General features: G+C 45.5%; 18 protein-coding genes. 10 read left to right on the plus strand and 8 right to left on the minus strand.

Annotation, left to right across the window (positions count from 1 at the left end; all coding sequences use genetic code 11):
* The first annotated feature begins 143 nt into the window (after window positions 1–143).
* From ilvG to acuI, 6 genes are all read left to right on the plus strand, one after another.
* Window positions 144–1,790: an acetolactate synthase 2 catalytic subunit gene (ilvG, locus tag RH40_RS05025; protein ID WP_009600291.1), complete on the plus strand. Its 1,647-nt coding sequence runs from the start codon at window positions 144–146 to the stop codon at window positions 1,788–1,790.
* A 1-nt stretch (window position 1,791) separates the two neighbouring features.
* Entirely contained in the window at window positions 1,792–2,076 is a 285-nt protein-coding gene (gene ilvM / locus RH40_RS05030) for an acetolactate synthase 2 small subunit (RefSeq protein ID WP_009600292.1), read from the plus strand.
* A gap of 11 nt (window positions 2,077–2,087) precedes the next feature.
* Complete coding sequence (ilvE, locus tag RH40_RS05035) at window positions 2,088–3,026, plus strand: branched-chain-amino-acid transaminase (protein ID WP_009600293.1); 939 nt, start codon at window positions 2,088–2,090, stop codon at window positions 3,024–3,026.
* Window positions 3,027–3,071: 45 nt separating this feature from the next.
* A complete protein-coding gene (gene ilvD / locus RH40_RS05040) occupies window positions 3,072–4,913 on the plus strand; it encodes a dihydroxy-acid dehydratase (RefSeq protein WP_009600294.1) in 1,842 nt (613 codons plus the stop codon).
* 3 nt (window positions 4,914–4,916) lie between these two features.
* Window positions 4,917–6,449 (plus strand): threonine ammonia-lyase, biosynthetic, encoded by a 1,533-nt coding sequence (ilvA, locus tag RH40_RS05045; protein ID WP_009600295.1) that lies wholly within the window; start codon window positions 4,917–4,919, stop codon window positions 6,447–6,449.
* A 196-nt stretch (window positions 6,450–6,645) separates the two neighbouring features.
* A complete protein-coding gene (gene acuI / locus RH40_RS05050) occupies window positions 6,646–7,626 on the plus strand; it encodes an acrylyl-CoA reductase (NADPH) (protein ID WP_009600296.1) in 981 nt (326 codons plus the stop codon).
* A gap of 29 nt (window positions 7,627–7,655) precedes the next feature.
* On the opposite strand, the gene RH40_RS05055 is transcribed toward acuI, so the two are convergent.
* Both RH40_RS05055 and RH40_RS05060 read right to left on the minus strand, forming a co-directional pair.
* On the minus strand, window positions 7,656–8,597 hold the full coding sequence (locus tag RH40_RS05055; protein WP_039954273.1) for a LysR family transcriptional regulator: 942 nt from the start codon (window positions 8,595–8,597) through the stop codon (window positions 7,656–7,658).
* Between the two features lie 145 nt (window positions 8,598–8,742).
* Window positions 8,743–8,925, minus strand: a complete 183-nt coding sequence (locus tag RH40_RS05060) for a hypothetical protein (RefSeq protein ID WP_009600298.1) — start codon at window positions 8,923–8,925, stop codon at window positions 8,743–8,745.
* Window positions 8,926–9,058: 133 nt separating this feature from the next.
* Between RH40_RS05060 and tusA the strand changes: the two genes are divergently transcribed.
* Window positions 9,059–9,304 (plus strand): sulfurtransferase TusA, encoded by a 246-nt coding sequence (gene tusA / locus RH40_RS05065; protein ID WP_009600299.1) that lies wholly within the window; start codon window positions 9,059–9,061, stop codon window positions 9,302–9,304.
* Here tusA and RH40_RS05070 read toward each other — a convergent pair whose 3' ends face one another.
* A complete protein-coding gene (locus tag RH40_RS05070) occupies window positions 9,305–9,586 on the minus strand; it encodes a hypothetical protein (RefSeq protein ID WP_009600300.1) in 282 nt (93 codons plus the stop codon).
* Window positions 9,587–9,888: 302 nt separating this feature from the next.
* Here RH40_RS05070 and glyQ point away from each other — a divergent pair, with 302 nt between their 5' ends.
* From glyQ to RH40_RS05085, 3 genes are all read left to right on the plus strand, one after another.
* Complete coding sequence (gene glyQ, locus RH40_RS05075; RefSeq protein ID WP_009600301.1) at window positions 9,889–10,806, plus strand: glycine--tRNA ligase subunit alpha; 918 nt, start codon at window positions 9,889–9,891, stop codon at window positions 10,804–10,806.
* Window positions 10,807–10,818: 12 nt separating this feature from the next.
* Window positions 10,819–12,879, plus strand: coding sequence for a glycine--tRNA ligase subunit beta (glyS, locus tag RH40_RS05080; protein ID WP_009600302.1), 2,061 nt, complete (start codon window positions 10,819–10,821; stop codon window positions 12,877–12,879).
* Window positions 12,880–13,069: 190 nt separating this feature from the next.
* Complete coding sequence (locus tag RH40_RS05085; RefSeq protein ID WP_009600303.1) at window positions 13,070–14,317, plus strand: valine--pyruvate transaminase; 1,248 nt, start codon at window positions 13,070–13,072, stop codon at window positions 14,315–14,317.
* A gap of 40 nt (window positions 14,318–14,357) precedes the next feature.
* On the opposite strand, the gene RH40_RS05090 is transcribed toward RH40_RS05085, so the two are convergent.
* From RH40_RS05090 to dnaA, 5 genes are all read right to left on the minus strand, one after another.
* Window positions 14,358–14,792, minus strand: a complete 435-nt coding sequence (locus RH40_RS05090; protein ID WP_009600304.1) for an Hsp20 family protein — start codon at window positions 14,790–14,792, stop codon at window positions 14,358–14,360.
* Between the two features lie 332 nt (window positions 14,793–15,124).
* Entirely contained in the window at window positions 15,125–17,542 is a 2,418-nt protein-coding gene (gene gyrB, locus RH40_RS05095; RefSeq protein WP_009600305.1) for a DNA topoisomerase (ATP-hydrolyzing) subunit B, read from the minus strand.
* 13 nt (window positions 17,543–17,555) lie between these two features.
* The gene (gene recF / locus RH40_RS05100) at window positions 17,556–18,638 is read right to left on the minus strand and encodes a DNA replication/repair protein RecF (RefSeq protein WP_009600306.1); all 1,083 of its coding nucleotides are present in this window, start codon (window positions 18,636–18,638) and stop codon (window positions 17,556–17,558) included.
* 1 nt (window position 18,639) lies between these two features.
* Window positions 18,640–19,740 (minus strand): DNA polymerase III subunit beta, encoded by a 1,101-nt coding sequence (gene dnaN / locus RH40_RS05105; protein WP_009600307.1) that lies wholly within the window; start codon window positions 19,738–19,740, stop codon window positions 18,640–18,642.
* A gap of 71 nt (window positions 19,741–19,811) precedes the next feature.
* Complete coding sequence (dnaA, locus tag RH40_RS05110; protein WP_009600308.1) at window positions 19,812–21,218, minus strand: chromosomal replication initiator protein DnaA; 1,407 nt, start codon at window positions 21,216–21,218, stop codon at window positions 19,812–19,814.
* Between the last annotated feature and the right edge of the window lie 214 nt (window positions 21,219–21,432).

Consider the following 21,432-nt stretch of genomic DNA (forward strand, 5'->3'; position numbering starts at 1 on the left):
ACCAAAAACCCCGCACTAGAAAGCCGGGGTTTTTTGTAATTTATCGCTTAACAATTTAGACGCACAGGCAACAGGAAGAATGGGAGTGCACACGATGTGCAAGACAACACAAGATTACATAAAAAATACGTCGGGAGAGCGCAATGACAGGAGCTGAACTAGTCGTAGAAGCCCTAAAACAGCAGGGAATAACCACCGTTTTTGGCTATCCAGGGGGGGCAATCATGCCCATCTACGATGCGCTTTATGACGGAGGTGTTGAGCACATCCTGTGCCGACATGAGCAAGGCGCTGCAATGGCCGCCATCGGCATGGCACGTGCAGAGCAAAAAGTTGCCGTCTGTATGGCAACCTCTGGACCGGGAGCGACAAACTTAGTCACTGGCCTTGCTGATGCCTTTATGGACTCGATTCCTATGATCGCGATAACAGGTCAAGTCGCCAGCTCACATATCGGTACCGACGCATTTCAAGAAATGGACGTGATTGGTATGTCACTGTCCTGTACCAAACACAGTTATCTTGTCACGGATATTAACGAGTTGGCCCCCACCTTAGCCGAAGCATTTATTGTCGCTCAAAGTGGACGACCAGGCCCTGTTATTGTTGATATCGCTAAAGATGTTCAATTGGCAAATGCCCCCGTTGGCACTTTACCCTCTTTGCCACAACCTGCTCAGCCCACCGCCGATGAGCAAGCCTTTTTGGCCGCACAAGACTTGATCAACAGCAGCTCTCGCCCCGTGTTCTACGTTGGAGGCGGTGTTCAGTTGGGCAATGCCACACAAGCGGTAAGAGAATTTCTACGCCTCAACCCTATGCCTTCAGTAAGCACTCTCAAAGGTTTAGGGACGATTGAACGCCACGACCCGCATTATTTAGGTATGCTCGGTATGCACGGCACAAAAGCGGCCAACTTGGTTGTTCAAGAATGCGACTTACTCATTGCCGTAGGTGCTCGATTTGACGATAGAGTCACTGGCAAACTGGACTCATTTGCACCCAATGCGAAAGTAATTCACATCGATATCGATGCAGCTGAGATACACAAATTACGTAAAGCCAATGCCCCATTACGCAGTACTATTCAACCAGCGCTTGCTCAATTAGAGCTATCGAAAGACATCACGCCGTGGCTCAAGCACTGTGAAAGCTTACGTAGCGGTTTCAAATGGCGCTATGACCATCCAGGCGATCTCATCTATGCACCGGGCTTACTCAAACAATTGTCTGATATGATGCCCGATAGTGCCATGGTATCTACCGACGTTGGCCAACACCAGATGTGGGCAGCACAGCACATTCAGCCTAGAGATCCACAGAACTTCATAACCTCAGCAGGTCTTGGCACTATGGGCTTCGGTTTACCTGCAGCAATGGGGGCGGCCGTGGCTCGTCCTGATGACCAGTCAATCCTCATCACAGGGGATGGCTCATTTATGATGAATATTCAGGAACTTGGTACTCTAAAACGCCGCCAAATTCCGGTAAAAGTGGTCCTGCTGGATAACCAACGTTTGGGCATGGTTCGCCAATGGCAATCTTTGTTCTTTGATGGTCGCCACAGTCAAACTATCCTTGATGATAATCCAGATTTTGTCACCTTAGCCAAAGCCTTTGATATTCCTGGTAAAGTGATCTCAAGAAAAAGCGAAGTTGTACCGGCATTACAAGAAATGCTCGCAAGTAAGACCTCTTATTTACTTCACGTAGTTATCGATGAAGAAGAAAACGTCTGGCCCCTTGTTCCACCAGGTGCCTCAAATACCGATATGTTGGAGAACACCTAATATGAAAAGATACCTTATCGATATCAAAGCTGATGATAAACCCGTCTTACTAGAGCGTGTTCTTCGCGTGGTTCGCCATCGGGGCTTTATTGTCAAACAAGTTGCTGGAACACAGAATCATGAGAGTAAAATTGCTAGTGTAGAGATCATCGTCGACAGCGACAGGCCCATCTCCTTTTTAACCAACCAAATTGAGAAGTTATGGGATGTAAAAAGTGTTAATGTCACTGAAATCGCTACTGACGAATTACCGAACAATAACCTTCAACAAAAGATTTGTGCATAAGGAAAACAATAATGGCAACAAAAACAGCGGATTTCATTTGGTTTAACGGCAAGATGGTACCTTGGGCAGAAGCAAACGTACATGTACTGACCCATGCGATGCATTATGGCACCTCCGTCTTTGAGGGTGTGCGCTGCTATAACACACCAAAAGGTCCAATCGTATTCCGCCATAAAGAGCATGCCAAACGGCTTAAGGATTCTGCCAAAATCTACCGTTTCCCGATCCCATTCAGCGTCGAAGAAATAATGGAAGCAACCCGCGAAACCCTGCGCCAAAATAAACTCGACAGCGCTTACATTCGCCCACTCGGCTTTGTTGGTAATGTTGGTCTTGGCGTTTGCCCACCTGTCGGTACTGAAATGGATCTTATCATCGCTGCTTTCCCATGGGGAGCGTATCTGGGCGATGAAGCACTGGAGAAAGGTGTGGACGCCATGATATCCAGTTGGAATCGTGCCGCCCCAAATACCATCCCAACTGCTGCCAAAGCAGGAGGAAACTATTTGTCGTCTCTGCTCGTTGGTGGAGAAGCCCGACGACATGGTTACGATGAAGGTATCGCATTAAGTGTTGATGGTTACTTATCAGAAGGTGCTGGAGAAAATATCTTTGTCATCAAAGATGGTGTGCTCACCACCCCACCAGCGACCAGTGCTATTCTTCCAGGTATTACTCGTGACACCTTGATGACATTAGCGCGAGACAGAGGCTATGAAGTACGTGAAGCCAATATTGCTCGTGAAGCCCTGTACTTAGCTGATGAGGTCTTTATGACAGGTACTGCAGCAGAGGTCGTTCCTGTTGCAACTATAGATAAAATTGAAATAGGCAGTGGCAAACGTGGCCAGATAACCAAAGAGCTGCAAGCTGCCTACTTTGGCCTTTTCAACGGCACCACTGAAGATAAATGGGGCTGGCTGGACTACGTTTATCCAGACCAAGCCTAATAAAAAATAACTATCGGTAAAAATAAAATAATAGGAAGTAGTAAGATGCCTAAATACCGTTCAGCAACCACAACTCACGGCCGAAACATGGCAGGTGCGCGCGCTTTATGGCGCGCCACTGGTGTCAAAGATGAAGACTTTGGTAAACCTATCATTGCCGTCGTAAATTCCTTTACCCAGTTCGTTCCTGGGCATGTACACCTCAAAGATATGGGCCAGCTTGTCGCTCGAGAAATTGAGAAAGCAGGGGGCATCGCTAAAGAATTCAACACAATTGCCGTGGACGATGGTATTGCAATGGGGCACGGGGGCATGCTGTATTCCCTTCCCTCTCGTGAGCTTATCGCCGATTCCGTCGAGTATATGGTCAATGCACACTGTGCTGATGCCATGGTGTGCATCTCCAACTGTGATAAAATTACTCCAGGAATGTTAATGGCTTCGATGCGCCTCAACATACCGGCTATTTTTGTTTCGGGTGGTCCAATGGAGGCGGGTAAAACCAAGCTTTCTGATCAAATCATCAAACTCGATTTGGTCGACGCCATGATTCAAGGCGCTGATCCGAGTGTGTCAGATGAACAAAGCGAACAGATCGAGCGCTCTGCTTGTCCAACTTGCGGCTCCTGCTCAGGTATGTTTACCGCCAATTCAATGAACTGCCTCACCGAAGCTCTGGGGTTATCGCAACCCGGTAATGGTTCAATGTTAGCCACTCACGCCGACCGAGAGGCTCTGTTTCTCAATGCAGGTCGACGTATTGTTGACTTGACTCGTCGTTACTATGAGCAAGACGATGAATCCGCTCTGCCACGCAACATCGCAACATTCGATGCATTCGAAAATGCCATGGCACTTGATATTGCGATGGGAGGATCAACCAATACGATTTTACATTTACTCGCTGCCGCTCAAGAAGGAGAGGTAAAATTCGATATGGCCGATATCGATCGCCTATCCCGCCGAGTGCCGCACCTGTGTAAAGTCGCCCCCTCGACGGAAAAGTATCACATGGAAGATGTCCATCGCGCAGGCGGCGTTATGGCTATCTTAGGTGAGCTAGACCGGGCAGGTTTGCTGCACAATGATACCCGTACTGTACTTGGACTATCGATGAAAGAGCAGCTCGCTCAATACGATATTATGCAAACTGACGATGCGGATGTTTTGCAGTTTTTCCGTGCTGGTCCTGCAGGCATACGTACCACCCAAGCTTTCTCACAAGATTGCCGCTGGGATCGACTAGACGATGACAGAGAGCACGGCTGTATACGCACCAAAGACAATGCTTTTAGTCAAGAAGGTGGTCTTGCCGTTTTAAAAGGTAACATTGCCTTGGATGGCTGTATCGTTAAGACAGCAGGTGTGGACGAAAGTATTTTAACCTTTACTGGACCTGCCGTCGTATTTGAAAGTCAAGAAGACGCAGTTGAAGGAATATTGGGAGGAAAAGTCAAAGCAGGTGATGTAGTAGTGATCCGCTATGAAGGCCCCAAAGGCGGGCCTGGTATGCAAGAAATGCTCTATCCCACCACTTACCTGAAATCAATGGGACTTGGAAAAGAATGTGCACTACTCACCGATGGACGTTTCTCGGGTGGAACATCGGGCCTGTCAATTGGCCATGCCTCTCCTGAGGCAGCAGATGGAGGCACAATTGGCCTTGTAAGACCTGGAGATACCATTGCCATTGACATTCCTAACCGCAGTATCTCATTGCAAGTTTCTGAACAAGAACTCTCGCAGCGCCGTCAAGAACAAGACGATAAAGGCTGGAAGCCTGCTAATCGACAGCGGGAAGTCTCGTTTGCATTGAAAGCGTATGCAAGTATGGCAACCAGTGCCGATAAAGGCGCGGTGCGAGATAAGACTAAGCTAGAGGACTAGCTTATGAGTCGTACATTACAAACTGGCGCTGATTATCTGCGCCAGATACTCAAAGCTCCAGTGTATGAGGTTGCGGCGGTCACCCCTCTGCAACCTATGCCCCGGCTAACCCAGCGAATCGGCAATCATGTCCAAATAAAACGCGAAGATCGCCAACCTGTGCATTCGTTTAAGTTGCGCGGTGCCTACAATATGGTGGCCAGTTTATCAGAGTCACAAAAATCGGCTGGAGTGATTACCGCATCTGCGGGTAATCACGCACAAGGATTAGCGCTTTCCGGCAGTAAATTAGATATAAAAACCACCATCGTTATGCCACAAACCACTCCTGATATAAAGGTACAAGCGGTAAGAGGGTTTGGTGGTAACGTGATATTGCATGGTAGCAATTTTGATGAAGCCAAGGCAGAAGCAGAACGGCTATCAGCGCAACATGGCTATACCTTTGTTCCCCCTTTTGATCACCCTCTCGTGATCGCTGGGCAAGGGACGATTGGCATGGAAATGCTACAGCAAAACAGCCACTTGGATTATATCTTTGTCCCTGCTGGAGGCGGCGGTCTAGCGGCTGGTGTGGCGGTATTGGTCAAACAATTAATGCCTGAAATTAAGGTCATTGCCGTTGAACCTGAAGACTCCGCATGTTTAAAAGCAGCGCTCGATGCTGGTGAGCCCGTTGCACTTGACCAAGTCAGTTTGTTTGCTGATGGTGTTGCAGTAAAACGTATCGGTGACGAAACCTTTAGATTGTGCCAACAATATCTCGATGGACATATTTGTGTATCAAGTGATGAGATCTGCGCAGCCGTTAAAGATATCTTCGAAGATACTCGTGCGATTGCCGAGCCTTCTGGTGCGTTAGCACTTGCTGGGCTGAAAAAATACGCTGAGAAACACCAGTTAAAAGACAATCAACTTGGTACCGTCCTATCTGGTGCAAACACCAATTTCCACGGTCTGCGGTATGTATCGGAACGCTGCGAGCTAGGTGAAAAACGAGAAGGCTTATTAGCGGTGACTATTCCTGAGCGTCAAGGAGCTTTCTTTGAGTTTTGTAACCTGATTGGTGGGCGAGCGGTGACAGAATTCAACTACCGCTATAACGATGATGCATTAGCCAATATTTTTGTCGGCGTTCGTTTGCAAGGTGGCCAAGAAGAGCTTGACCATATTATTCACGACCTGCGTGATGGAGGATACCCCGTGGTTGATCTGTCCGATGATGAAATGGCTAAGTTACACATTCGCTATATGATTGGCGGCCGACCATCGAAACAACTTAAAGAGCGCCTGTACAGTTTTGAGTTTCCAGAATATCCAGGTGCACTACTTAATTTTCTCAGTACACTTGGCACGCACTGGAATATCAGCTTGTTTAACTACCGCAACCATGGCGCTGACTATGGTCGAGTGCTGTGCGGCTTTGAACTCGACGAATCCGATCTTGCTCGCTTCTCGACGCATTTGCGAGAGCTTGGCTATCAATGTAAGGATGAAACTGACAACCCATCTTACAAATTTTTTCTTTCCTCGTAATATGGACAAAGGGGCGGTATCTTCTGCCCCTTTATTTCATTTCACCATCACTCTAAATACGATTAACAAGGTATTGCAGCTAAACTGTTTATGCTTTGCCTGCATAGCCACCATGATTAAGTTTCATTTTTGTCATAGCAAAAATACGTCTACACTCTTAGCTGTTTTTGGCCGCCCGTGATTTTGGAGAGAGCACATGTTTAATGCCCTGATTCTAAACCAAGAAGAAAAGCGTACCCTTGCTTCTATTGAAAACATTGACCAAAGCCAGCTTCCTGAAGGTGAAGTGTTAATTGATGTTGAATACTCATCACTCAATTACAAAGATGGCCTCGCGATTACAGGTAAGGGAAAAGTCGTTCAGCAATTTCCTATGGTTCCCGGTATCGATATGGCTGGTAAAGTAGCTCATTCTGATAACCCTAACTACCAGCAAGGGGATAATGTCATTCTCACTGGCTGGGGGGTAGGTGAAAAACACTGGGGTGGAATGGCTCAGCAAGCCAGAGTAAAAGGTGATTGGCTGGTTCACCAGCCCGAGGGCTTAACCAGTAAAAAAGCCATGATGATAGGCACAGCTGGATTCACCGCTATGCTGTGTGTGCAAGCTCTTATCGAGGCGGATGTTACCCCATCAAAAGGCGAAATACTGGTGACTGGCGCAAGTGGTGGTGTCGGCTCCGTCGCCGTAACGCTTTTATCCCAACTCGGTTATTCTGTGGCGGCAGTGACAGGGCGTTCAGAACAAAATGGCCCACTGCTAGAAAGACTGGGGGCCGGCAGAATTATCGACCGCTCAGAGTTTGAGCAGCCGCCCAGACCATTGGAGAAACAATGCTGGGCTGGTGCAATAGATACCGTCGGCAGCAGCGTGCTTGCCAAAGTCCTCGCGCAAATGGACTACAATAGTGCCGTCGCAGCTTGTGGCTTAGCGGGAGGGTTTGATCTGCCCACCACTGTGATGCCCTTCATCTTACGTAACGTTCGATTGCAAGGAATAGACTCCGTTATGTGTCCAGCAGAGAAGCGCCAAGCGACATGGGAAAAGCTGGTTGAAATCCTACCTAATCGCTTCTTCCAACAAGCTTGCAGCGAAATCTCCCTTGATCAAGCGATCGATTATGCTCATGCCATTACTCAAGGTAAAACCACGGGTCGTGTTGTGGTAAAACTGTGATGATAAATTAGTGCCAATGTCTATTGGCACTAATTTTCAATAAAGTTTGGCGGCCTTTGACCAATCAGCTCACGACACTCTTCAATCACCAAAGATCGCAGCCACTCATGTGCCTTGGAATATTCGCACCTTGGATGCCAAATCATTGAGTAGTCAAAAGGAGCAAACTCAAAAGGTAACGGCTTGACCTTCAACTGATAGCGCTTAGCCATCATATACGCCAAATCCGCCGGTACCGTCATAATTAACGGCATCATATCAGCGATCGCGAGTGCCGCCTCTAAGTGATAAGCTCTCAACACTGTTTTTCGTGCCGGATGGGATTGCAACGATTGATCGATTAATGCCTTAACCCCATCACTGATGGCAATCAAAGCATTTGGCATCGTAAGATAGTCTGAAAGTTCAATGACTTTGTCCGCCAACGGATGGTTTTTCGTCACCAAACACAGCACCCCTACCTTACCAAGTCTGACATTGGATAACCCTTGAATAGATTGAGTTGGCCGACAAATAGCCAAATCGACACTTTCGTAGGTTAATTGTTCAAAAAGCCTTGTGTGCTGAAGCGGAATGAGATTTAACGATAATTTAGGTGCCGCTTGATAAAGCCTTTTTAAAATAAACGGCAACACAGTTTGCATGGCATAATCTGTCATCGCAATATGAAAGGTTTGCTCACAATACTGTGGTTCAAACTCTTGCGGTGAAAGAATATGTCTTAGGGCATCCAATGGCTCACTTAAATTTTTATCGATCGCCAACGCCTTTTCAGTAGCAATTAACTGCTGGCCATGTCGGGTAAACAAAGGGTCCTCTAACATGATTCTTAAACGTCCCAGCACTCGACTCATGGCTGATTGACTAAGGCTCAAACGTTGAGCGGCGCGACTGACACTGCCTTCTTCAATCAGCACTCGCAAAGCAATAAAGAGATTAAGATCGCGACGGTAAATATCTTCCAGTTCCAAAATCAACTCACTTAATTTCATACAAACGCAGTCACTATTGTAACTTTTAGGCAAAAAAAATCCCGCCTTTCAGCGGGGAAGCCCAAGAAAACTGGGGATAGTGTCGGAATAAGGTAAAGGTTGCCACCCTAAAGCAGGAGACTACTTAATCACTTTGCTCTTGAGATGTATCGCGGAACACCTCGAGCCAAATACCAAACAAAGTCGCCACAACGCCGAGCAGCGGCAAAAACGATGTCGCTTCATTCGATGAACGCAACACCAATGCAGCGAACGAGATAAAACACAGCACAGAGTAGATAGTGATCCGATCCAGCACTGTTAGCATCTACAAATCCCACTTTGTTACCAAGATGTTAAATAAGTTAAAACAAAATGATCGCTTTGCCAAGAGGTTATTGAATATTTTTTCTTCACTAGTATCATCTAGGCTGAATCAGTAAACAAAAGAAATGACCACGATGTTCGATTTCAAGCAAGCAAACATGACACTGGAGACGCAAGGATTACGCTGTCCAGAGCCAGTAATGATGGTCAGGAAGACAATAAGAAACATGCAGCAAGGTGAGACACTTCTGGTCACCGCAGATGATCCATCGACTACACGCGATATACCCAGTTTTTGTCGCTTTATGGATCACGAATTGCTACAAGCACAAACAGAGCAAATCCCGTATCAATTTCTGATAAAAAAAGGGATAGTTTGACTAAGAGTGAGGGGCTGAAGACTGTTCAACCTCTTGCAACTTATCCAATTGCTCATTCAATCTCGTCAGTTCTTGCTGTATTCGCGCCATATCGTCCTGCAAAGGAAGAATATGTACCAAGCGCACCCATGCCTCGACGACGAGGCCTGTCATAATATAGGTTCCCGCCACGATGGGCAGCCACATATCTGTCAATACCATCGCCAACAGGCATAACACTAGACCGAGAGTAAACAGGTAAAATTGATGATTTGGACTTATTTCTTTATATCGTGAGAGCATGAACACCCCCTATGCAATCGACACCAAAAAGTGTCGTACACTCATGATGATAATGCGATAACTTGACATAACGGCAATTGTTAAAGCAAAACCTACCTCACTCACGAAATAATATGGCCATAGAATTCATAAAATGCTTATGAATTAATCAAAATTACCCCTACTCGTACGGACAATATCTGGGTATACTTGAGTGTTATTTTATTCAACCGTCATTACTTCAACTCGCCATTGCTAGGGCTTGTACTTTTGGCAAATAAGACGACTTGATCAGTAATATGAGAATCGCGCGAACCTGACTTATGCAAAAATACGATATCAAAACCTTCCAGGAAATGATCCTCGCGCTGCAGGATTATTGGGCACAAAACGGCTGCTCTATTGTACAGCCACTCGATATGGAAGTAGGAGCTGGTACCTCTCATCCCATGACCTGTTTGCGTGCGCTTGGGCCAGAGCCCATGTCTACGGCTTATGTTCAACCATCACGACGCCCAACTGATGGCCGTTACGGTGAAAACCCTAATCGACTTCAGCATTATTACCAATTTCAGGTGGCGCTTAAGCCATCCCCAGACAATATTCAAGAGCTTTACCTTGGCTCTCTCGAAGTCTTAGGCGTTGACCCGCTTGTTCATGATATTCGTTTTGTAGAGGACAACTGGGAAAACCCAACACTGGGAGCTTGGGGACTTGGTTGGGAAGTCTGGCTCAATGGTATGGAAATCTCTCAATTTACCTACTTCCAGCAAGTAGGAGGCCTAGAATGTAAGCCTGTCACGGGTGAAATCACCTATGGTATTGAGCGTCTGGCTATGTATATTCAAGAGGTCGACTCTATATACGATCTAGTATGGAATATCGCACCCGATGGAAGTCAGGTGACCTATGGTGATATTTTTCATCAAAATGAGGTGGAACAATCCACCTACAACTTTGAACACGCAGATGTCGACTTTCTATTTGGCTTATTTGAGCAATGTGAAAAAGAATGTCAAGAGTTGCTTGCGCTTGACAAGCCACTGCCACTTCCAGCGTACGAGCGGATATTAAAAGCGGGCCACGCTTTTAACTTGCTCGATGCCCGCAAAGCCATCTCAGTGACTGAGCGTCAACGTTATATCCTAAGGATCCGCAACCTAACCAAATCGGTCGCAGAAGCATATTACGCATCACGCGAAGCGCTAGGTTTCCCAATGTGTAAAAAACAACAGGCGTAAGGGCAGAAGATAATGACAAAAGAATTTTTAATTGAGCTGGGCACTGAAGAGCTGCCGCCAACCCAATTGCGTACACTTGCCGAAGCCTTTGCCAGCAATTTTACCACCGAGCTTAAAGAAGCAGAGCTTGATCACCAAGGCATCAAGTGGTTTGCAGCGCCTCGCCGCTTGGCATTGAAAGTGACTGAACTTGCAGAGAGTCAGGCGGATAAAGTGGTTGAAAAGCGCGGTCCAGCAGTGTCTGCTGCCTTCGATGCAGAAGGGAACCCAACCAAAGCCGCTCAAGGGTGGGCTCGAGGCTGTGGTATCGCTGTTGAGCAAGCAGAACGCATGGTCACAGACAAAGGTGAGTGGCTGCTTTTCAAACAAGAAGTTAAAGGTCAATCAACCACAGCTATCGTTGTTGAACTTGCGGCAAAGGCACTGGCCAAACTGCCGATCGCTAAGCCAATGCGCTGGGGCGATAAGACCACACAATTTATTCGTCCAGTCAAAACACTGACCATCTTACTGGGCAGCGAACTCATTGAAGGAGAAATCCTCGGTGTTCAATCTTCTCGCACCCTGCGCGGCCATCGATTTATGGGCGAGCAAGAATTTACTATCGAGTCAGCCGAACAATACCCTGAGATCCTTGAGACACGCGGTAAAGTTATGGCGGATTACGAAGCGCGAAAAGCGCTTATCCTTGCGGACGCACAAAAGGCAGCCTCAGCCATTGGTGGTCTCGCCGATTTGGAAGATGAACTCGTCGAAGAGGTCACTTCCCTCGTCGAGTGGCCGGTAGTATTAACAGCTAAATTTGAGGAAGAATTCCTCAAAGTGCCATCAGAGGCCCTTGTCTACACCATGAAGGGGGATCAGAAGTATTTCCCTGTTTACACAGAAGACAAGAAACTGCTACCGAATTTTATCTTTGTCTCAAACATTGAATCCAAAGACCCTCGTCAAGTTATCGAAGGCAACGAAAAAGTGGTTCGCCCTCGCCTTGCCGATGCCGAGTTCTTTTTCAACACAGACCGCAAGCGCCCTCTAATAGACCGTCTGCCTGAGCTCGATTCCGCTATTTTCCAAAAACAACTCGGGACCATCAAAGATAAAACCGATCGTATTACCGAATTAGCGGGTTACATTGCCAACAAAATTGGTGCTGATGTCGAGAAATCAGAGCGTGCTGGCCTATTAGCCAAGTGTGACCTGATGACTTCTATGGTGTTTGAGTTTACCGACACTCAAGGTGTGATGGGGATGCATTATGCCCGTCACGATGGTGAAGCCGAAGAAGTCGCTCTGGCACTAAACGAGCAGTACATGCCACGCTTTGCAGGTGATACACTGCCATCAGATGGGGTGTCAACAGCGGTAGCCCTAGCAGACAAACTGGATACCATCGTGGGTATTTTTGGTATTGGGCAAGCACCAAAAGGCTCTGACCCATTTGCACTACGTCGAGCCTCTTTGGGCTTACTACGTATTATCGTTGAATACGGTTACGACCTTGACTTGGTTGACTTAATAGCGAAAGCCAAGTCACTCTTTGGCTCTCGATTAACCAATGAGTCAGTTGAACATGAAGTGATTGACTTCATGCTTGGACGCTTTAGAGCTTGGTACCAAGATCAAGGCTTCAGCATTGATGTTATTCAAGCTGTATTGGCAAGGCGTCCAACCAAGCCGGCTGATTTTGACCAACGCGTCAAAGCCGTTTCGCACTTCCGCACTCTTGACGCGGCAGAGCCACTGGCTGCGGCGAACAAACGTGTCAGCAACATACTGGCGAAATTTGAAGGTGACTTACCAGAGCGTGTAGATGAAACCCTTCTAACCGAAGAACCTGAACAAGCGCTTTACCAAGCTCTTGCCACTCCAGCGGTTTCAATAGAGTTGAAAAACGGTGGCTACCAACAGCAGTTGACGCAACTTGCCGAGCTGCGTGAGCCCGTAGATAAGTTCTTCGATAACGTCATGGTGATGGCTGACGATGAAGCCCTCAAGAAAAACCGCCTAACACTACTCAATCAGCTGCGTAATCTGTTCCTGCAAATTGCAGATATCTCCTTATTGCAAAAGTAGCGATGGATCTCATCACGTAAATAAAAAAGCCCAACTTAATCCAGTTGGGCTTTTTAGTTCCAAATGCCGACATTTTATCCTTTGCCTCGTATCAACATTACGGTATGTTCAAACATTGCCTTATTGACCAGAATCATTCTGGTTACTTATTACAAAAGACTCGATAACAATGGATTAGGTGTGAAAAGACATGCAGTTCTCTAAGTTTGGTGAAAAATTTAATCAGTATTCTGGTATCACTCAGTTGATGGACGATTTAAACGAGGGACTACAAACCCCGGGAGCGATTATGCTTGGAGGTGGAAACCCCGCCGCCATCCCCGCCATGCTCGACTACTTTCAACAAGCCAGTGAAGAATTGCTGCAAAATGGCCAACTTATTAATGCAATGGCAAATTATGATGGCCCTCAAGGAAAAGACGCCTTCGTTAAAGCGCTCGCTAAGCTGCTCAAAGACACCTACGGTTGGAACATTAGCGAAAAAAACATTAGTTTAACCAACGGCAGTCAAAGTGGTTTCTTTTACTTATTTAATCTCCTCGCTGGAGAGCAAGCAGACCATTCGCACAAAAAAATTCTACTACCACTGGCTCCTGAATACATCGGCTATGGTGACGCGGGTATCAATGAGGATATCTTTGTTTCCTACCGACCTGAAATCACACTACTCGAAAACCGATTATTTAAGTATCACGTTGATTTCGAAACATTAACAATCGATGATTCTATTGCTGCTATCTGTGCCTCAAGGCCAACTAACCCGACGGGCAATGTATTAACCGATGAAGAAATTCGTAAGCTAGATCAGTTAGCGCGCGATAACAATATTCCACTGATCTTAGATAATGCCTATGGTTTGCCCTTCCCCAACATTATCTTTGAAGATGTAAAACCTTTTTGGAATGAGAATACTATTCTGTGTATGAGCTTATCAAAGCTCGGGCTTCCTGGGCTGCGCTGTGGCATCGTTATCGCCAATGAAACCATCACACAAGCCATGGCTAATATGAACGGGATTATAAGCCTAGCGCCTGGGAGTCTTGGCCCTGCATTGGGTCACCACATGATAGAAAACGATGATTTGCTGAAACTTAGTGGTGATGTCATTAAACCTTTCTACCAACAAAAATCAGCTCGTGCTGTTGAGTTACTCCAAGAAGCCATTACGGATACTCGTTTTCGCATCCACAAACCGGAAGGAGCCATGTTCCTTTGGTTATGGTTTGATGAACTTCCCATCACAACAATGGAACTTTACCGACGCCTAAAAGCGCGTGGCGTATTAATAGTACCCGGCGAGTATTTTTTTGTTGGTCAAAAAGACAATTGGCCGCATAAGAGCCAATGCTTGAGAATGAACTATGTCCAAAGCGACGATTTAATGAAAAGTGGTATAGACGTCATCGCAGAAGAAGTGGCCAAAGCTTATCAAAGCTAAAAAAAGAGCGCCTTGGGCGCTCTTCACTCTTTACCCGCAGTTAGCCTTCGATTAATTGCTTACCATTGATAGCAATTTTTCTTGGCTGCATAGCTTCTGGAATTTCGCGCTCTAAGTCGATGTGCAAAAGACCGTTTTCCATACTCGCACCGACAACTTTCACATAGTCTGCCAGCTGAAACTTACGTTCAAAGTCACGTTCTGCAATACCTTGATAAACGTATTGTTTCTCATCTTCAGACTGACGCTCACCTTTGACGATCAAGGTATTTTCTTTCTGCGTCAAATCAAGTTGGTCTTCAGAAAAACCTGCCACCGCCATTGTGATGCGATAGTGATTTTCATCTTGCTGTTCGATGTTGTATGGAGGGTATCCGCCTGAGGTATTTTTTGATGTATTCGCTTCCATCATATTGAAAAGACGATCAAAACCAATGGCGTTACGGTATAAAGGAGTGAAATCTACAGTTCTCATAATGCTATCCTCTTAATTAAGCAATAGTACCAGCGTGAGTCAATGGCCAAGCCATTGTTAGCTAGTGATGTGGGTTTACTCTTAACAAAGACGTAAACTCAACAATCGTGTGAAGCGAACACCTTATCCCCGTCAGGGCGACAGCTACTTCGCGTTTGAAAAGAGCCAAACTTCTCATTTGAGCAAGCTCGTCTTCCTTTCATAAATAGATATGAGTACGCGAGGGGGCGATTTCAAGGGTAGACAGTCATTATTTAGCAAAAACATCATAAGCTTTTGTTTTAAATATAAAAATACCGCCAAACAAGGCGGTATTTTTAAACATTCAGTGGCTAAACGTCAAGATTGGCCACTTTCAGTGCATTTTCTTCAATAAAGTTTCTTCGTGGTTCAACTTGATCACCCATCAAGGTAGTAAAGAGTTGATCAGCACCTACCGCATCTTCAATGGTTACTTGCATCATACGACGAGTTTCAGGATCCATTGTTGTTTCCCATAATTGGTCAGGGTTCATTTCGCCTAGACCTTTATAACGCTGTAGGCTCAAACCACGACGAGATTCCTTCATCAGCCACTCAAGAGCTTCAACAAAGCTTGCAACCGGTTGAGTTCGCTCTCCTCGTTTAATGTAGGCATCTTCTTCGATCAATCCATTTAATGCCTCAGACAGATCAGCAAGTTTGGCGTACTCTTTGGAATTAAACAAATCGATACTTAACGCGTATTCATGGGTAACACCATGCGTGCGTACAATAATTTTCGGAAGGTTTAAGCCAAGCTCTACATGCTGTTCAACTTCAAAACTATACTGGCTCGCACCAACCTCTTTGGCATTTAGCTGCTCAACTAATTGTTTGGTCCAAGTTTGAACGTCATCCTCGCTGTGACACTGGTTAGCAGTGAGTCGCGGTGAGTAGATAAGTTCATGCATCAATGCACGAGGGTAGCGGCGACTCATTCGATCAACCAGCTTAATCCCTGCGTTATATTGCTTAACCAGTTTCTCTAGCGCTTCACCTGACATCGCTGGGGCTTGGGCATTGACGTGCAATGTCGCATTCTCAAGGGCAAGAGAGAACTGATAGTCATTCATGGCGTCTTCATCTTTGATGTAACGCTCCTGTTTGCCCTTTTTCACCTTGTATAGAGGTGGTTGAGCAATATAGACATAACCACGTTCAATAAGCTCTGGCATTTGACGATAGAAAAACGTCAACAGCAGAGTTCGGATGTGAGAACCATCAACGTCAGCATCGGTCATAATAATGATATTATGGTAACGCAGCTTATCAGGGTTATATTCATCACGACCAATACCACATCCTAACGCCGTGATCAGGGTAGCGACCTCCTGAGAAGACAACATTTTATCAAAGCGCGCTTTCTCAACGTTGAGGATTTTTCCTTTCAAAGGAAGAATGGCTTGGTTCTTACGGTTACGCCCCTGCTTAGCAGAACCACCCGCAGAATCTCCCTCCACTATGTACAGTTCAGAGAGTGCAGGGTCTTTCTCTTGGCAATCCGCAAGTTTGCCAGGCAAGCCCGCCAAATCCAGTGCTCCTTTGCGACGAGTCATCTCGCGCGCTTTACGCGCCGCTTCACGAGCGCGAGCAGCATCGATAATTTTGCTGCACACCATTTTGGCTTCGCTTGGGTTTTCAACTAAGAACTCGGCTAATTTCTCACCCATCGCTGACTCAACCGCCGATTTAACCTCAGAAGAAACTAATTTATCTTTGGTTTGGCTAGAAAACTTAGGATCAGGCACTTTGACGGAAACAACCGCGGTCAATCCTTCTCTCGCATCATCGCCTGACGTCGCTGTCTTCGCTTTTTTAGAAAAGCCTTCTTTGTCCATGAAAGAATTCAAGGTACGAGTCAATGCGGCACGAAAACCAGCGAGGTGAGTACCACCATCACGCTGAGGAATATTATTGGTAAAGCAATAAATGTTCTCTTGGAAACCATCATTCCATTGCATGGCGACTTCTACCGAAATGCCATCTTCACGCTCAAAATCAAAATGGAAGATCTTGTCAATTATTGGCGTTTTATTGGTATTTAGGTGGTCAACGAAGGCTTGAATGCCTCCTTCAAACATGAAGTGATCGCTCTTATCATCTTCGCGCTCATCGATGAGCTTAATCGATACACCAGAGTTAAGAAAAGAAAGTTCACGTAATCGCTTAGCAAGAATATCGTAGTGAAACTCCGTATTTGAAAAAGTTTCTGCGCTCGGCCAAAAGCGTATTTCTGTCCCGGTATTTTGCGTATCACCCAAAACAGCAAGCGGTGCTTGTGGTTCACCATGATGGTAAGTTTGAGAGTGAATATTTCCACCACGATGAATCGTTAACACCACTTTCTCTGACAAAGCATTAACCACCGAGACACCCACGCCATGAAGTCCACCAGAAACTTTGTAGGAATTATCATCAAACTTACCACCAGCGTGAAGTACTGTCATGATGACTTCTGCAGCAGAAACGTTCTCTTCAGGGTGCATTTCTGTAGGAATACCACGACCGTCATCTCGCACTGACACTGAGTTATCTTCATGAATAGTGACAATAATATCTTTACAATGACCTGCCAACGCTTCATCAATTGAGTTATCCACCACCTCAAAAACCATGTGGTGCAGACCAGTGCCATCGTCTGTGTCGCCAATGTACATACCAGGACGCTTGCGAACCGCATCCAGACCTTTTAGTACCTTAATACTCGATGAATCGTAATTTTCAGACATGAGTTATCTTCCACTATATATTTTGCTCTATTGTGCCATGTTCGACACGAAACATCTTACCATTTTCATCGCGCATATCGGCGATTTGTTGGTCAGTGATAGAGCTGACAAAAACTTGTGCCCCCGTCTCTTTTAAGCAATCCGCAAGACGCTTACGACGTTGACTATCTAATTCTGAAGCAAAGTCATCAATCAAATAAATGCATTGCTTGCCTGTAACATCTGTTAGGTGCTGCCCTTGCGCAACGCGCAATGCGCATACCATGAGCTTTAACTGCCCTCGTGAAAGCACATCTTCAACCGGTGTACCATTGACCTTAATGCGTAAATCCGCTTTATTAGGGCCACTAAATGTATAACCTAGCGATTGATCACGTTCAAAATTGTTCTTTAGTATCTCTTGGTAGGGCGTTTCTTTCTCCCATCCACGATAATAACTTAGTTGAATATCAAATTCGGGTAAGAAGGCACCACAAATCTGTTGCGCCTTTTTCTTCATCTGTTCAACATAAGCTTCTCTCCACTGGCTGATATTTTCAGCCAATACCGCCATTTCATTGTCCCAATAACTGAGTTCGTGATAATGTCGGGCCGTTTTCAGCAGAGCATTTCTTTGTTTATTTAGGCGCTTAAATCGCCCCCAAGCATCATAAAATGCAGACTCGGTGTGAAAGACCCCCCAGTCGATAAATGCTCTTCGGTGCTTAGGTCCCTCAGTCAACAAATCAAAACCTTCTGGATGAATTAACTGTAACGGTAACACTTGTGCCAACTGAGCAAGCTTTTGCCCTGATTGACCACCTATTTTAACCTCTGTTGAGCCATCACGCTGCTTATTAATGCCAATAGGTAACTCAAATTGATCCGAGTTCAAAAAACGACCATGTACAAATAATTCGTCGCACCCATTTTGAATCACGCGTCCTGTGAGACTGCTCTTGAATGAGCGGCCATGACCAAGCAAGTAAATGGCTTCCAAAACACTGGTTTTACCGCTCCCATTGACACCGATAAGAAAGTTAAAGCCTGCTGATAGTTCTATATCACAGGCTTTAATATTTCTAAACTGTTGAATAATAAGACGAGAAAGAGGCATTTTATAAACGTATCGGTGATACCACGTAGACCGCACTGTTATCTTGCGCGTTTTCAATCAGAGTGCTTGATGTTGCATCAGTCATCGATACCCTCACTTCATTACATTTTAAGGTATTAAGCACATCCAATACGTAACCAACATTGAAGCCTATTTCGATTGCTTCTCCTTGGTAATTCACGTCAAGAATCTCCTCTGCTTCCTCTTGTTCTGGATTATTTGCTGTTATTCTCATTTCTGAGTCAGTCAAATTCACCCTCACACCACGAAACTTTTCATTGGATAAAATCGCGGCACGAGAAAAAGCGTGTTTAAGTTGATCGCAATCAGCAAGCAGGGTTTTTGATGGAGTCAGAGACATAACTCGTCGATAATCTGGGAAACGACCATCGACTAATTTTGAGGTAAACACATAATTATTAACCTCTGCCCTAACATTCGAACTACCAACTTGCAGCACCACCTTTTGCTCGGGAGCATCCAACAACTTCACCAGCTCTAATACACCTTTACGTGGTACAATAATTTGTTGCTGTGCGAATTCTCCCTCTAAATTGACTTGTGCCATCGCCATACGGTGTCCATCTGTTGCAACACTACTAAGCGTTGTCCCATCAAGTTCAAATAGCATGCCATTGAGATAATAACGGACATCTTGATTGGCCATAGAAAATTGCGTTTTTTCAACCAAAGTACGCAGTTCAGCCTGAGTCAGCGAAACTTCCACTTCACTTTGCCAATCTTCGATGTTTGGAAAGTCATGTGCAGGAAGCGTTGAGAGAGAAAAACGACTTCGACCAGAGCGAATTTGGACACGATCCCCTTCAAGTACGAAGGTAATCACAGCCTCATCCGGTAGACCACGACAAATATCTAGGAATTTTCTTGATGGTACAGTGATGGTCCCAGCTTCAAACTCCCCTTCCAAATTGACGCGACTGATCAACTCCACTTCTAAATCAGTCGCAGTAATGAGTAACATCCCATCAGCAACTTTAAGCAATAAATTCCCAAGAATGGGTAAAGTCGGTCGACCACCAAGCGCTCCTGAAACTTGCTGCAGTGGCTTCAGTAAATGGCTACGTTGAATGGAAAATTTCATAGAGTGCTCTTATCAATATGGGTAAAATGGTTTGGCCATAAGCCGACGGCCAAACGGGTTGATATTCTATATCAAGAAGACAGAGTACGTATCAAATTAGAGTAGTCTTCTTTTATATCATGACTTTCTTCGCGAAGCTGCTCTATTTTTCTACAGGCATGCAACACGGTTGTGTGGTCTCGTCCACCAAAAGCATCACCAATTTCAGGCAGGCTATGGTTAGTCAATTCTTTTGCTAATGCCATCGCCAACTGGCGCGGACGAGCAACAGAGCGAGAACGTCGCTTTGACAGCAGGTCAGCGACTTTAATCTTGTAGTACTCTGCGACTGTTTTCTGAATGTTGTCTATCGTGACCAACTTTTCCTGCAGTGCCAATAAATCACGCAACGCCTCTCTGACGAAATCAATCGTAATCGGACGTCCGGTAAAATTGGCATTCGCAATAACACGATTAAGTGCACCTTCAAGCTCACGAACGTTGGAGCGCAGTCGCTTAGCGATAAAAAACGCCACTTCATCAGCTAAATGTATTTGATGATCCTCAGCCTTTTTCATCAAAATAGCGACTCGGGTTTCCAATTCAGGCGGTTCGATAGCAACTGTCAGACCCCAGCCAAAACGAGACTTCAATCTATCTTCGACTCCACTGATTTCTTTTGGGTAACGGTCAGAAGTCAAAATGATCTGCTGATTACCCTCCAGTAAAGCATTAAAGGTATGGAAGAACTCCTCTTGCGAACGCTCTTTATTAGCAAAAAATTGAATATCATCGATAAGCAAAGCATCAACACTGCGGTAATAACGTTTAAATTCCTCAATGGCATTGTTCTGTAGGGCTTTCACCATATCTTGTACAAAGCGCTCTGAGTGCATATAAACCACTTTTGCATTGGGCTTATTGTCGACAATCGCATTCCCTACTGCATGCAGTAAGTGTGTTTTACCTAAACCTGTCCCACCATAAAGAAATAGTGGGTTATAAGCCGAGCCTGGGTTGTCAGATACCTGTTTTGCCGCAGCTAAGCCAAGTTGGTTTGATTTACCCTCAACGAAATTGTTGAACATATGCTTGGGGTTAACATTGGAGCGATGATTAATATCGACAAGTGTTTCAGGATCATTTTCCCAAGTTTTGTGAACAGATTTACGTGCCTGCAATTGAGCAGGAGCGGAAGATTCTGCAGCCACGTCTGCTGGTGTGCGTTTGGGTGCTGTTTTTGCAACCGCGACGGGACGGCTTCCCACTTCAAAACGCAAGCTGGGAATATCATTGCCACAATATTCTTGCAGCAATCGGTTAATACTATTGAGGTACTTATCTCTGACCCAATCTAAAACAAAACGATTCGGTGCGAATAGGGTGAGAGTACTGTCATTAAGTTCAGCTTGTAACGGACGAACCCACATACTGAATTCAGTTGCTGGTAGCTCTTCTTGAAGCTGTTGCAAACATTGCAACCATAGCGAAGATGACACAGTGCCCCCACTCGAAATATTTGATCTGAAAAGAAGGTCGATTTTACCTGTTGATAAACAAGATCGCCAGTAAATGATCGACGATCCAGTGAATAAGATCTAAGTTATTCACAATCTTTTGGCGATAAATTACCGGATCCTCACATTCTGCCCCATTTTTACTCACACATTGATCCACAATCGTACATTTTATGCTTGATCTCTCATCTGGTGA

The sequence above is a fragment of the Vibrio caribbeanicus ATCC BAA-2122 genome, assembly GCF_000165125.1.
Classification (GTDB): domain Bacteria; phylum Pseudomonadota; class Gammaproteobacteria; order Enterobacterales; family Vibrionaceae; genus Vibrio; species Vibrio caribbeanicus.

Coding starts and splice junctions, on each gene's coding strand:
- tusA (WP_009600299.1), top strand. CDS start 9,059: ATGTTCGATTTCAAGCAAGCAAACATGACACTGGAGACGCAAGGATTA.
- ilvA (WP_009600295.1), top strand. CDS start 4,917: ATGAGTCGTACATTACAAACTGGCGCTGATTATCTGCGCCAGATACTC.
- recF (WP_009600306.1), bottom strand. CDS start 18,638: ATGCCTCTTTCTCGTCTTATTATTCAACAGTTTAGAAATATTAAAGCC.
- glyQ (WP_009600301.1), top strand. CDS start 9,889: ATGCAAAAATACGATATCAAAACCTTCCAGGAAATGATCCTCGCGCTG.
- ilvM (WP_009600292.1), top strand. CDS start 1,792: ATGAAAAGATACCTTATCGATATCAAAGCTGATGATAAACCCGTCTTA.
- acuI (WP_009600296.1), top strand. CDS start 6,646: ATGTTTAATGCCCTGATTCTAAACCAAGAAGAAAAGCGTACCCTTGCT.
- ilvE (WP_009600293.1), top strand. CDS start 2,088: ATGGCAACAAAAACAGCGGATTTCATTTGGTTTAACGGCAAGATGGTA.
- RH40_RS05090 (WP_009600304.1), bottom strand. CDS start 14,792: ATGAGAACTGTAGATTTCACTCCTTTATACCGTAACGCCATTGGTTTT.
- glyS (WP_009600302.1), top strand. CDS start 10,819: ATGACAAAAGAATTTTTAATTGAGCTGGGCACTGAAGAGCTGCCGCCA.
- RH40_RS05070 (WP_009600300.1), bottom strand. CDS start 9,586: ATGCTCTCACGATATAAAGAAATAAGTCCAAATCATCAATTTTACCTG.
- ilvG (WP_009600291.1), top strand. CDS start 144: ATGACAGGAGCTGAACTAGTCGTAGAAGCCCTAAAACAGCAGGGAATA.
- dnaN (WP_009600307.1), bottom strand. CDS start 19,740: ATGAAATTTTCCATTCAACGTAGCCATTTACTGAAGCCACTGCAGCAA.
- ilvD (WP_009600294.1), top strand. CDS start 3,072: ATGCCTAAATACCGTTCAGCAACCACAACTCACGGCCGAAACATGGCA.
- gyrB (WP_009600305.1), bottom strand. CDS start 17,542: ATGTCTGAAAATTACGATTCATCGAGTATTAAGGTACTAAAAGGTCTG.
- RH40_RS05085 (WP_009600303.1), top strand. CDS start 13,070: ATGCAGTTCTCTAAGTTTGGTGAAAAATTTAATCAGTATTCTGGTATC.
- RH40_RS05060 (WP_009600298.1), bottom strand. CDS start 8,925: ATGCTAACAGTGCTGGATCGGATCACTATCTACTCTGTGCTGTGTTTT.